Origin of the sequence: Trinickia dabaoshanensis, assembly GCF_002879885.1 — a bacterium.
In the GTDB taxonomy this organism is placed as follows: Bacteria; Pseudomonadota; Gammaproteobacteria; order Burkholderiales; family Burkholderiaceae; genus Trinickia; species Trinickia dabaoshanensis.
In genome coordinates, this window is sequence record NZ_PNYA01000001.1 from 378505 (window position 1) to 392006 (window position 13502).

Sequence of the window (13502 nt, forward strand, 5' to 3'; positions counted from 1 at the left end):
GGACGTTCTTGACGTGCATCGGCCTCGCACTCGGCGGCGGCCGGCCGGCCGCCGCGCAAACGCCCGCGAAGGCCGTGAGGCATATCAATCTCGCGCTCTACGATGGCGCCGATCCGCCGCTCGATCTCCTGCAAGCCTTCGACGCGCTGATTCTAGACCCGGCCGCCGCATTCGATCCCACCGAGCATCCCCTCGCCCATACCGTCTACATCGCTCGCACGAGCGCAACCGAGGGAGAAAGCGTCGAGGCCTTCGTCGCGCAGCAAGTACAACCTCTATGGCAGCGCGGCTATCGCGGCGTACTGCTCGACACGCCGGCGGGTTACGAGGCGATCGACGCGATTCACGCTGCCCATCCGGACGCCGCGATCGTCGTCGCGGGCGGCGGGGCACTCGAGGTCGCACGCCGGCACGCGGCGGCGGTGTACGCGGTGCTCGCGCAAGGACTCTTCAGCGAACACCGCGACTCGCTCGCGGCCGCACAAAGCTTCGAACGCGAATTCGGCATTCCGGTGGTCGCGCTCGAAACGTGCGAGGACGGGGATCGCGTCTGTGAGCATCGCACCGCCGACCAAGCGCTCGCCGCGGGGCTCGATGCCTACGTGACCGATCCGGCGCACGATCTCGTGGGTATCGGGCGCATCGAGGTCATGCCTCGAAAGATTTTGGTCGTCCAAGACTTGGCGAGCGGCCAGCAACTCGATACCAGCCCCGGCGTCACCGCGGTCGCCACGCCGCTCAACTACCTAGGCTACGACGTTCGATATGCACGGCTCGATGCGCCGCTACCGGCCGACGTCACGCCGGACCGCTACGCAGGCGTGGTCGCGTGGCTCGCGCGCGATAACGGCGGGCATGCCTGGCGCGCGTGGGTACAACGCGTGATCGACGCGCATGTTCCCATCGCGTTCTTCGGCCAATTAGGGTTCGCGCCGGGCGGTGATGGCGGCGCACTCGGCCTCCAGCCGGTGCCGGGCAACTTGCATGCGCCTTTGAAGATCGTCGCGCGCGACGCGATGGTCGGGTTCGAAACGATGCCGGTGCCCGACCCGCGCGATCTTCCCCAGCTTCGCATCGCCGGCGACGGCCGGTCGCTGCTCGGTATCGATGCCGGGGGGCAGCGCGTCGACGCCGTCGGCATCATGCCGTGGGGCGGCTTCGCGCTCAATCAGTACAACATCGTTTCGCTGGACAGCATCGAGCAGCAGCGCTGGGCGATCCAGCCCATTTCGTTCTTGCAAGCGGCCCTGCGTTTGCCCGCCTTGCCCGCGCCGAACGTCACGACGGAAAACGGCCGGCGTCTGCTGATGTCGCATGTGGACGGGGACGGCTTCGCATCGCGCGCGGAATTTCCCGGCCCCGACTACTCGGGCCAGGCGTTGTACGACCGCATTTGGACGCGCTATCCGATCCCCACGACACTCTCCGTCATCGAGGGCGAGGTCGGCGCGGACGGCCTTTATCCCCAAATCTCGCCGCGTCTCGAGCAGATCGCGCGGCAGATGTTCGCCCTGCCCTACGTCGAGATCGGCACGCACACGTACTCCCATCCGTTCACCTGGGAAAACGTCGATGCGAAGACCGGCGGGCATGCCGATCGCGGAGGGTCCGACGCGGCGTTTTCGCTAAACATCCCCGGCTACAAGTTCGATCTCGATCGCGAGATCGCCGGCTCGATCGCCTATATCGATCGCCGCCTCGCCCCCGCGGGCAAACACGTGGTCGTGCTGCAATGGTCGGGCGATTGCATGCCGCCCGCGCTCGCCGTGCGGCGCGTCTACGAGACGGGCGTCTACAACTTCAACGGCGGCGATACCACCATCACCAAGGCCGACGACAGTTGGCTGAACATCGCGCCGATCGGTGTCGAAAAAGGTCCGGGCGCCTATCAAGTCTATGCCCCGAACCAGGACGAGAACGTCTACACGAACGACTGGCAAGGACCGTTCTACGGCTTCACGCAAGTGCTGCAGACCTACGCGATGACCGACCGTCCGCTGCGCTTCAAGCCGATCGACATTTACTACCACATGTACAGCGGCACGAAGATGGCCTCGCTGCGGGCGCTCGACGAGATTTTTCGCGCCGTGCTCGAGCAGCCGGTGTTGCCGGTGCACGTGAGCGATTACATTCGCCGGGTCCTCGATTGGCGCACGTTCGCGGTCGCGCGCGACGCAAACGGCTGGCTCGTGCGCGGCAACGGCGCGGTGCGCGAGTTGCATTGGAGCGGCTCGCAAGTGCCTCGCCTGGACGACGCGAGCGGCGTCACCGGCTATTCGAGCGGCCCGGACGGCACCTACATCCACATCGACGGCGGCAGCGCCCGCTTCGAAATGGCCCCGGCCGACACCCGCAACGCGCTGCCGTACATCGACGAGGCCAACGGCTTCGTGCGGCACTTCCAGCGACTCGATCACGGCCTGCGTTTCGAATTCGGCGGCTATTACAAGCCGTTCTTCTCGATCGCCAACGGCGCGCGTTGCCGCGCCTCCAGCGCGGGACTTGCGCTCACCGCCGAGCGCAAGGGTACCGCGTTGCGCGTGCAGATACCGGCCGTCGCCGGACAGCAGGTGACGTATCGGAGCATCGAGGTCGACTGTGGCGGTTGATCGCCCGCGCATCGCGACACCGCTCATGCTGGCGGGCGCCGCGTGCGCCATCGTCTGCGCATTGGCCGCCACGTATGTCGCGGGCGGCCTGCGCGCGCGCATCGTGAACGACGCCGCGCCGAGCGAACTGACGGTGGCGTATCTCGAAGCATGGCTGCGTAGCGCGCCGAGCGATCCCCTCTATTTGTCGGCGCTCGCGAACCAGTATCTCGCGCTGGGCCGCTGTAACGAGGCGCATCGGGCGGCTGCCCGCCTCGCCGCGCTCGGCGTGCAGCGCTCGCGCCGGCAAGCGATTCAAATCGAGCTGCGTTGCGACGAACAGCGCGCGTTCGCCGCGCCCGCCGATTCGCCGCAACGGGCTGCCCTGTTGGTGCGCGTCGCCACCGAGCTCGATATCGCAATGCAAGAAGAGTGGAATGCGGCGCAGCTTCAGGCGCTGGCTTCGCAAGCGCTCGCGGTCGGCGCGCCTACCATCGCCGCGCGCTACCAAGAGCGGCTCGCACGGGCCGAGCCGGCTCGCGCCGCATATTGGCAGGGCCAATCCGCGCGGCAGTGGCTAGCGGCGGGCGAATACCGGCGCGCGGCGCAGGCATACTTCACCGCGCAAGCCCAGGCGCGCAACCGCGACGAGGCGCGCGCGGCATTCATCGCGGCGGTTCGTGCGCTGCAAGCGGGCAATTTGCTCGACGATGCGCTCACGCAGGCGCAAGCCCATCTGGCCGGCCTCGACAACGATCGCCAAAGTTTGGAGGTGCTGCTGCAACTTGCGCGCGCCGCGCATCGCCCTGACCTCGTCGATCGTTACGCCCGCGCGCTGATGCAGTTCGTCGATGCGCGGCGCAACGTATGGATCAGACTCGCGTCGGCCACGAGCCGCGAGCGCGTTGCCCACCTCATACCCGCCGTATTCGATCGCGCATCGCGCGGCAAGGTGACGCGCATTGCCGGCAAAGTACAACCCGCGGCGCCCGCGGTAACCGATCTCGCCTCGACGCTTTATCAAGCGTTCCTCGAATCGAACGATCTCGAATACGCCGCCAAGATCGCCGCCGAGCAAGTGGCCCGTCATCCCGACCAACCCGAATGGCGCAAACGCCTCGCGCAAGTCGACGAATGGCGCAATCAGCCGGCCGCGGCTTTGCAGGCATGGCTCGCGTACGCGCGACAAACCGGAGACAGCGCCGGCTGGTCGAACGTGCAACGCATCGCACCGATGCTCGACGACGACGCCTCGTACGTTCAAGCACTGATCCATGCGAGCGATACGGCGCCCGGCGACCTGAAGCTGGTCGACGCCGTGGTCTCGGCCTACGAACGCCTCGGCCAGCCCGACGATGCCCTCGCATTCTTGAAGGCACGCATGACGGGCGCTCGGCAGGCGCCGATCGCGAGCCGCTATGCGCTGCTCTCCGAGCGGGCCGGGTATATCGACCAAGCGCTCAGGACCTGGCAAGCGCTGCACGAGTCGAACCGAGGCAACGTCGAATATGCGCTGCACAGCGCGAACCTCTTGTACCGCCAGAGCAATCTGGCCGGCGCATTGAGGGCGCTCGAAGCCGTGCAACCGTACGCGACCGATCGCGACGTGCTGTATTGGCGCACCTACGGGCAGCTCGCGCGCCTCACGCAAAACGACGCGGACAGCACCCTCGCCTATCGTCATTTGCTCGCGAGCGGCGAAGAGACGCCGGAAGATCTGTCCGCCATGACGTTCTTTTACGAACGTCAACCGCTCGATGCCGCGCGGCTGGCGCAGTTGCAGTATGAACGCGACCATAGCGCGCGCGCCTTGCGCGATGCCATCGGCTCGTATCTTTCCGCGCACGCCCCCGAGCGTGCCGAGGCGCTATTGAACGGCTTGACGGCGGACGAGCGCGCAGCCGCCGAGCGCGATGCCGGCTTTCTCGTCGCACGCGCCGAGTTCGAGCGGCAAAGCGGTCGACTCGCGGCCGCGCTGGCCGATCTTCGTCGAGCCGTCGCGCTGCCCGGCGCAGGCGACGACACGCGCGCCGCTTACCTGTGGATGCTCGTGGACGAAGGCACCGAAGCCGACGTGCGCGCCGCGCTCCGCCAGTGGCGCGCACGCGCGCTCGAAGACGAAGCGCTCTGGGGACCGTTCGCGGCCGCCGAACTGCGCTTGAACCGGCCCGTGGACGCGCTGCGCTACTTGCGGTTGCAAGCGGCGTCGATGCGGCGCGATCCGTTGTGGCTGCTCACGTATGCGGACGCACAAGAAATGGCCGGCCACCCCGGGATCGCCGCTGCCGTGCGTCGCCGCGTTTGGCTCGGCTTGCTGGCTGCCGAGGGACACGAGAGCCAAGCACCCGTGCGCGGCGAGCCGCTGCACCTGCCCGATCGCGGCGACTGGGAAACGATGGCCCAATTGGAGGGACGGCGCGCGACGCTTGCGCAAACGCTAGCCGACGGCGATGCGGCCCGCCATCTGCTGCACGCGTTGACCGCACCGGCTCCGTCAACGAGCACGCCCGACGAATCCGAGCGCAGCCTGCTCGGCGCCGCCGCCGGGCTGTCGTCTCTACCGTCGGATGACGCCCGCCGCGCCGAGCATACGCGTCTATTCGAGGCCGTTGCGCGCGACGTCGCCGTCGCCTGGGCCATTTCGGACGAACGCTACGGCGTGGCCAAGCGTTGGCTCGCGCGTCGCTATGCGCGGCGCCTGCTCGGCGCGCAAGACGAGCGGCTAGCGATCGCCTTGGCCGAGGACGACGTGCAAACGATCGAACGGCTGCTCGATACGCCGGCCGCGCCGCTGCCGCGCTACAGCCGGATCGACGCTTCGATGCGAGTCGATCGTCAAGGCGCGGCACAGGCGCTCGCCTTCGATGCGCTCGACGGTGCCCCCGACGACACCGAACTCCATACCCGGCTCGTGGACGCCACGATGTTCTGGGGCCAATCGATCGACGCCTCGGTCGACGATTACGTCGAGCATCCGCTCGATTACGTCCAGCAAACGCTGGCCGCGAATCTGAAGCTCTCCGATCACTACCTGCTCGGCCTTCACGCGCAGCAGCGGATGCAACGCTCCACCGACACGACGCAGCTCGTGAATCTGCCGTCGGTCGATCGCGCGGTCGATCTGAGCGTGCGCCGGCTGACACGCGACACGCTGTTTTCGCTCGACGCCGGCCGCCGCGATGCGGTGAGTTCCTTTTACACAGCCAAAGCCGCAGCCACGTTCGGACGCAACTCGCCCGTTTCGTTGACGGCGTCGGTCGAACGCGGCGCCGAAGCGACCGAGCAGCAAGCGCTCCTCGTCGGCGGGCTCAAGGATAGCGCCGGCGCGGCGATGACTTGGCAACCCAACCCGCGCTGGTCCTTCACCGCGAGCGTCGAAGCGGATCGCTTCTATAGCCAGGCGCGCGGCTTCGTCGGCAGCGGCGTGCTCGAGCAGGCCGAGATCGACTACAAGATTCGCACCAAGTTTCCCGACTACACCATACGCATTACGGGCGCGCACGGTGGATACAACGCCAGCGGACAGCCCGACGCGCTTTTGCAACGGCTTGCGCCGGCCGCCCTGGGGCCGTTGAGCGCGGCCACGTTCATGCCGGCGAGCTATGGCCAATTCGGCGCGTTCGTCGGCTTCGGCAACGATCTCGTCGACCGTTACACCCATGCCTGGCGTCCGTATTTGGACATCGGCATGGTGCACGACACCAACCAAGGCTGGGGCTTGCAATCCGATGTCGGCATCGCCGGAACCTTATTCGGCGGCGATCACGCGGCGCTTTACTTCCAGCACGAGCGCGTCGCCGCGCAGGGTACGTCGGTCACCGTGATCGGCGCGCGCTATCGCTGGTTCTATTGACGAGGGGACCGCGAATGGCCGACCCGGCAAGCATTTCAGGACTATCGAATCACCATCACGAGGAAATGAACATGAATCGTTTCGAGCGAATCCGCAGGACCGTCGGGTGGACGCTCGCCACGGCCGCCCTGATCGCCGCCGGCGCCTGCTCGACCGTCGATACGACGCCCGCGCCGCGGCTTCGTGCGACCGATACCGTCGTCGTCCTTCCGCTCGCCAACTACACGGAAACGCCCGATGCGGGTAGCGCGGCGCAATCGATGGCCGCCAACGCGCTGCGCAAGCTGGGGATCGCCACGGTCGACAGCATGCCGGCCAGCCCGGGCGGCGATCCGTTCGACGCCACGAGCCAGCCCGATCGAGACAAAGCGCTCGGTTGGGCCCGCTCGCACCACGCACGCTACGCGCTGTCGGGCGCCGTCGAAGAGTGGCGCTACAAGGTCGGCGTGGACGGCGAGCCGGTGGTCGGCATGACGTTCGAGCTGCGTGATGTCGAATCGGGCAAGGTCGTATGGAGCGGCACGGGAAATCGCGGCGGCTGGAGCCGTTCTTCGCTCGGCGGCGTCGCGCAGAGCCTGATCGGCAAGCTGCTCTCGCCGCTCGCGGCGCGCGGCTGAGCCTTCGCCGCCCGCCACGTCATGGATGCGAAAACTTCCGCCAACGGCGCGCGCATCGTGCGCCGCGCCGAGCCGCTCGGCAAACTGGGCCGGCTGCGCCGCGCGCTTGCGCCCGCCGCCCAGCGCCCGTTCGCGATCGTCGAAAGCGCCGCTTTCACGATCGCCGTCCTCGCTTTCGCATGGGCGCTCGATCGCCGTGACCCGTTGCTGTTGCACGGCAATTTTCCGTGGCTATGGCTCGTGCCGACCATCATCGCGCTGCGCTACGGCGTGTTGATCGGCGTGGGATCGGGGCTCTTGCTGGCTCTCGAATGGCAAGTGCTCTACCCGCCGGGTACCGCCTGGCCGGGCGCCTATTTCGCGGGCGGATTGATCCAAGCGATCGTCGCAGGGCATTTCGGCGATACCTGGGCCGCGCGCACGACACGTGCCGCCTCGATCAACAGCTACCTGAACGACCGGCTCGCCGCCCTGACCAACAATCACTACCTGCTGCGGCTCTCGCACGAGCGGCTCGAGAAAGACCTGCTGACGCGCCCCACCACCCTACGCGATTCGATCATCGAGTTGCGCCGGCTCTCGCTCTCGGCGGATGCGGCCGAGAGCGCTTCGCTGCCCGGGGCCGCCCGCTTGCTCGAATACGTCGCGCGCGCCTGCCAAGTCGAAGTCGCCGCGCTCTATCCCGCGCGCGGGGGCAAGCTCGGCCGCAAACCGTTGGCCACCGTCGGCGCCCCGCCCGATCTCGTCGCGAGCGATCCGCTCGTTCGGCTCGCGCTCGACACGGGCAAGCTCGCGCACCTGAAATCGGAACATGCGAACGCCCACGAGAGCCGCTACCTCGTATGCGCACCGTTGCTCTCGGCCGACGATACGTTGCTCGCGCTGCTCGTCATCGAGAAAATGCCGTTCCTCTCGTTGAACTACGACAACCTGCAAATGATGCTGGTGCTGCTCGGCTACTACGGCGACGGCGTGGAGCATTCGCGCGTGGTGAGCCGACTACTCGATGCGGTGCCCGGCTGTCCGCTCGAGTTCGCGCTCGAATACGCGCGCCTGGCGCGCCTGCAACGCACGAGCGGCATCGACTCCTCGGTCGTCGCCCTCTCGTTCCGCCGCGACGAGGAGCACGACTCATTGTTCGAGCACGTGCTGCGCCGGGGCCGCTCGCTCGATCTTGCCTGGCCGCTGCAAACCGAGCGCCGTTCCGTGTTGATCAACCTCATGCCACTCACCGATTCGACCGGGATCGAAGGTTACCTGGCGCGGATCGAGGCGAACCTGCAAAGCCAATTCGATACCGACTTCGACCGCGCCGGCATCGGGGTCCATACTTTGCACGTCAACGCCGCGTCCACGGGCGCGAACTTGGCCGGTCTCGTCGAGCGGGCGGACGCCCATGCTTGATAATCGAGAGCGCCTCATCACGGGTCTCGCTCTGGCGGGCGCGGCACTGTTGCAGGCCGCGGCGATCGTCGGCGCGCTGCACGCCGGCCGCTTCGCCGATCCGCTCGTGGCGCTGCTCGTGTTGCAAGCCATCGTGGCCGCCGCCGAAGCCGTCGCTTTCCGCCGCTTGCTGCCGCTGGAATTGCGCGAGCCGCGCCGCACGGTGCTGCTGCATCTATGGCTCGCCAGCATGCTCGTGCCATGCGTCGGCGGTTTGATCGAAGTGCTGGCGGCGGCATGGGGCAAGTGGGTGCCGATGCGGCGCAGCTTGCGCGACCCCGGCATCGTTGGCCGTCCGGAATTCGTGAGCTATCTCGTCTCCCGTGTCGCGCATGGGGGCGGCGCGCGCGTGCAGTCGCGGCTCGTAAACACGCGTGCGGCCACGAGCGACCGGCTGGCCGCATTGGTCGCGATTCAGGGCTTGCCCACGCACACCACGGGCGCCTTGCTGCGCGAGTTGCTCGCCGACCCGGTCGACGATCTGCGCTTGCTCGCTTATGGCACGCTCGATCAGGCCGAAAACGAAATCGTCCGCAAGATTTCCGACAGTAAGGAGGCACTGCGCCTCACGGCGAGCGACGACGAGCGGCGAGCGTTGCATCGCAGGCTTGCCGAATTGCACTTCGAATTGGTGTATCAGCAGCTTGCGCAAGGCGACGTCTATCAGCACACGCTCAAACAAGCCGACGGCCACGCGCGGCAAGCGCAAGCGCTACCGGGCGGTGAGCACGACGCGGCGCTTTGGCTGTTGCGGGCACGGCTCGCGTTGGCGCAACATCGCCCCGATGCGGCGGCGCCGCTGCTCGAACGCGCGAGCGAACTCGGCTTTCCGCGGGAGCGGCTGCTGCCCTGGCTTGCCGAAGCGGCGTTCCTGCAGGGGCATCACGCACGCACCGCCGAACTCGCGGCCGCGCTCGCGCACGGGTCCGCCGCGCCCGCGCTCAAGCCCGCCCTCGACTATTGGACATCATGAATTCCCCCCTGAACCGCCGGGCCGCCGACGTCGATGTCTGCCTCTTGCTGGAGGGCACCTTCCCGTACGTTCGCGGCGGCGTATCGAGTTGGGTCAACGAAATGATCCGCGCCTACCCGGACACGCGGTTCGGCATCGTATTCATCGGCAGCCGCCAAGAGGACTATGCGGGTGCCGCGTATGCCCTGCCCGAGAACGTCGTTCATTTCGAGGCCCACTACCTCTACGAAAGCGCACCCGCCGATGCCCGGCCCCCGCGCGAAGTGGCAGGCGATGCCGCCGCGTTCGCACGTTCGGCTCAGTTCCATCAAGCCCTGCGCGATGCCCGCTCGCATGCCGAAATCGGCACGATGATGGCGGAGCTGCTGCCCTTGCTCGGCGCCGACGGCGCCTTGAGCGAAGCGCAGTTTCTGCATAGCCGCGAAGCGTGGCGATTCATCGAAGAGCAATACACGGAACACTGCACGGACCCGTCGTTCACCGACTACTTCTGGACCGTGCGCATCATGCACAAGCCGCTCTGGCAACTCGCGCGCGTCGCCGCGGGCACGCCGCCGGCACGCGTCTATCACACCGTCTCCACCGGTTACGCGGGTTACTTGGGGGCGCTGATGCACTATCGAACAGGCCGCCCGCTGATCGTCAGCGAACATGGCATCTATACCAAAGAGCGCAAGATCGATCTGCTGCAAAGCCGCTGGATTCGCGACAACCGCGGCCTGTTCGAACGCGATGCCTCGAACGTCAGCTACTTTCGCGAGCTGTGGGTCCGCTTTTTCGAGGCGCTCGGCGCGCTCGCGTACGGCGCCGCGCATGAAATCATCGCGCTCTACGAGGGCAACCGCTTGCGGCAGGTCGCGGACGGCGCACGTCCCGAACTCACGCGCACGATCCCGAACGGCATCGACGTGGACGCCTTGCGCCCGCTGCTCGCGCAGCGTCAACCGGATAGGCCGCGACGCGTCGTGGCGCTGATCGGCCGCGTGGTCCCGATCAAAGACATCAAGACGTTTATCCGCGCCATCTTCATCGCGACACGCACGATGCCCGAGATCGAAGGATGGATCGTCGGGCCCGAGGAAGAAGACCGCGCGTATGCGCACGAGTGCCGCGCCCTCGTGCAAAGTCTCGGGCTCGATGCGAACTTGCGCTTCCTTGGCTTTCAACGCATTGCCGACGTGTTGCCCAAGATCGACCTCGTCGCCTTGAGTTCGATCAGCGAAGCGCTGCCGCTCGTGGTGCTGGAGGGATTCGCCGCCGGCGTGCCGGCCATCACGACCGACGTGGGTGCGTGCCGCGAGTTGATCGAGGGCTTCACCCCGGAGGATCGGGCACTGGGCGCGGCCGGCGCGGTCGTACCGATCGCCAATCCGTCGGCGTTCTCACAGGCCGCGCTCACACTGCTGGCGAGCGACACGCTTTGGCAAGCCGCGCAACGCGCCGGCCTCGAACGCGTGCAGCGCTACTATGCGAAGTATCAAATGACCGATCGATACCGCGAGATTTACGAACGCGCCGCGGCACTCCCCGACACCCGGCCCGCCGCGGATGCCAGCCACACCCCCCGCTGCCCGTTTCATCCGGCACCCGCCGGCGCGGCGCCGCGCCGCCTTTGGTTCAGGAGCCGCTGATGGCAGGGATCGGATTCGAACTACGCAAAATCATGCGGCGCGACACGCTCACCGGCGTGACGCGCGCCTACGTCTATGCGGCGCTGATCAGCTCGGGGCCGCTGATTCTGTCGATCTTCGGCATTTTGGTCATCGGTCTGCTCACGCTGACGGTGGTCGTGCCGACCGTCCTCATCACGCAGTTCCAGGTCTCGGTCACTTACATGATCGCGTTCAGCTTGATCCTGACCGGGCCGATTCAGCTATCGTTCACGCGTTTCGTGTCCGATCGATTGTTCGAAAAGCGCGACGACCTCGTGCTGCCGAATTATCACGCCATGCTCTTGGTCACGACGCTCGCGGCCGGTGCGTTCTCGACGGCCGTGATGCTGCTCGGCTTCCGCGATCAATCGCTGCACTACCGGATGCTGATGGTGGCCGGTTTCGTCATCGTCAGCAATATCTGGATCGCCGTCATCTTTTTATCGAGCGTCAAGCAATACTGGCAAATCCTGTCCTCGTTCGCGGTCGGTTACACGTTCGTGGTCGTGCTCGCCTTGGCATTCGCGCATTACGGCTTGACGGGGCTGCTCGGCGGGTTCGTCGTCGGCCACTGGGTGCTGTTGCTGAGTCTGTCCGCGCTCGTGCACCGGCACTATCGCAGCCCGCGCTTCATGTCGTTCGAGGTGTTCCATCGGCGCATGGCCTACCCCAGCCTCGCGTTCGTGGGACTTCTGTTCAACCTCGGCATCTGGATCGACAAGATTGTCTTCTGGTATGCGCCCGGCACGGGGAGCCGCGTGATCGGCTGGTTCAACGCGTCGATCATCTACGACATTCCCGTGTTCATCGCGTACGTCTGCGTGATGCCGGCGATGGCGACGTTTCTCGTGCGCATCGAAGCCGATTTCGCCGAGTACTACGATGCGTTCTACGACGCCGTGCGTACGGGCGCGACGCTGCGCCGGATCAACGACATGCGCGACATGATGGTGCGCAGCGTGCGGACCGGGCTCTACGAAATCATCAAAGTGCAGACCGTCGTGCTGCTGCTGGTCGTCTCGTTCGGCGCTCCGTTGCTCGCGGCACTGGGCATCTCGACGTTGTATCTGCCGTTGCTGCTCGTAGACGTCATCTCCGCCAGCCTGCAGGTGCTGTTCCTCGGCCTGCTGAACGTCTTTTTCTATCTCGACGCGCGCATTGCGGTGCTGCGATTGAGCTGCGCGTTCGTCGTGCTGAACGGCGCGCTGACCGGCGTGTCGCTTTGGCTCGGGCCGAGCACGTATGGCTATGGATTCGCGGCCGCGCTCGTCATCGTCGTGATCGTCGCCGTGCGCATGCTCGATGCGAAGTTCGCTTCGCTCGAGTACGAAACCTACATGCTGCGTTCGTAGGGCCGCTTTCGCGCCGCTCCGTTACCCGCCCCCTACGTCTTTGCCGATATGCCCTACCTAGCGACTTTACTTCGACAGCTCGCCCACCCGACGCGCGCCGCCTATTTGACGCTGCCGCTGTTGCTCGCCGCTGGCGCGTTGGCGCTCGTGTTGCGCGCGGTGTTCGGCGCCGCGCCGGCGTGGGCCGACACACCCCAAAGCGACATCCGGCGCGGCGTCGCGTTCTACTACGGCACCACACCGCCCGTCGATCTACTCTCCGGTTACGGCATCGCCGTGCTCGAGGCCGACAGCGGCTTCTCGCCGCGCGAACACCCGCTACCGGATACACGCTGGTACGCCTACGCGAGCGTGGGCGAAGTTACGCCGCATCGCGCTTATTACCGCGAGATCCCCCCCGATTGGTTCGTCGGACACAATACCGCGTGGAGCTCGCATATCGTCGATCAAAGCACGCCGGGCTGGCCGGCGTTCTTCGTGCGGCACGTGATCGATCCACTTTGGGAACGCGGCTACCGCGGCTTCTTTCTCGACACGCTCGACTCTTATCAACTTGCCGCGAAAACCGATCCGGCCCGCGCCCGCCAACGCGAAGGCCTCGTGCGCATCATCCGCGCGATCAAGACGCGTCATCCGCAAGCACGGTTGATTCTGAATCGCGGCTTCGAGTTGCTACCCGACATCCATGACGATGTCGATGCGGTCGCCTTCGAATCGTTGTTCAACGGCTGGGATCAATCCCAGCGGCGCTACGTTCCGGTACCCGATAACGACCGCGCCTGGCTGCTCGGCCAGGCGCGTACCGTGCGCGATCAATACAAACTGCCCGTCATCGCCATCGACTATTGCGCCCCGGACGACGACGCCTGCGCCCGCTCGAGCATCGAGCAAACCCGCGCACTGGGGCTGATCCCGTTCGTCACGGACGGCGCGCTGCAAACGGTGCGGCCCGCGCCGGCTCCCGAATCCGAATCCGATTCCGCGCCCGGCAGGAACGCTCGCGCACCGGGTTGAACAAGCGCCC

The 13502-nt window shown here is 66.5% G+C and carries 8 protein-coding genes; all 8 read left to right on the plus strand.

The genetic code is table 11. The features are described from left to right. Positions 1 to 8: 8 nt before the first annotated feature. The 8 genes from C0Z18_RS01735 to C0Z18_RS01770 all read left to right on the plus strand — a co-directional run bounded on the left by C0Z18_RS01735 (position 9) and on the right by C0Z18_RS01770 (position 13492). Positions 9 to 2609, plus strand: coding sequence for a sugar ABC transporter (locus tag C0Z18_RS01735; RefSeq protein ID WP_408646957.1), 2601 nt, complete (start codon positions 9 to 11; stop codon positions 2607 to 2609). Continuing rightward, the gene (locus tag C0Z18_RS01740; RefSeq protein ID WP_233216813.1) at positions 2599 to 6441 is read left to right on the plus strand and encodes a tetratricopeptide repeat protein; all 3843 of its coding nucleotides are present in this window, start codon (positions 2599 to 2601) and stop codon (positions 6439 to 6441) included. The genes C0Z18_RS01735 and C0Z18_RS01740 overlap by 11 nt, the downstream gene beginning before the upstream one ends. A gap of 71 nt (positions 6442 to 6512) precedes the next feature. Beyond that, complete coding sequence (locus C0Z18_RS01745) at positions 6513 to 7058, plus strand: penicillin-binding protein activator LpoB (RefSeq protein ID WP_102643703.1); 546 nt, start codon at positions 6513 to 6515, stop codon at positions 7056 to 7058. A gap of 21 nt (positions 7059 to 7079) precedes the next feature. Beyond that, a complete protein-coding gene (locus C0Z18_RS01750) occupies positions 7080 to 8462 on the plus strand; it encodes a PelD GGDEF domain-containing protein (protein ID WP_102643609.1) in 1383 nt (460 codons plus the stop codon). Beyond that, the gene (locus C0Z18_RS01755) at positions 8455 to 9474 is read left to right on the plus strand and encodes a hypothetical protein (RefSeq protein WP_102643610.1); all 1020 of its coding nucleotides are present in this window, start codon (positions 8455 to 8457) and stop codon (positions 9472 to 9474) included. The genes C0Z18_RS01750 and C0Z18_RS01755 overlap by 8 nt, the downstream gene beginning before the upstream one ends. Next, positions 9471 to 11105: a GT4 family glycosyltransferase PelF gene (pelF, locus tag C0Z18_RS01760; RefSeq protein ID WP_102643611.1), complete on the plus strand. Its 1635-nt coding sequence runs from the start codon at positions 9471 to 9473 to the stop codon at positions 11103 to 11105. The genes C0Z18_RS01755 and pelF overlap by 4 nt, the downstream gene beginning before the upstream one ends. Continuing rightward, positions 11105 to 12478 (plus strand): exopolysaccharide Pel transporter PelG, encoded by a 1374-nt coding sequence (gene pelG, locus C0Z18_RS01765; RefSeq protein WP_102643612.1) that lies wholly within the window; start codon positions 11105 to 11107, stop codon positions 12476 to 12478. The genes pelF and pelG overlap by 1 nt, the downstream gene beginning before the upstream one ends. Positions 12479 to 12526: 48 nt before the next feature. Further along, positions 12527 to 13492, plus strand: a complete 966-nt coding sequence (locus C0Z18_RS01770; protein ID WP_102643613.1) for an endo alpha-1,4 polygalactosaminidase — start codon at positions 12527 to 12529, stop codon at positions 13490 to 13492. The last annotated feature ends 10 nt before the right edge of the window (positions 13493 to 13502 follow it).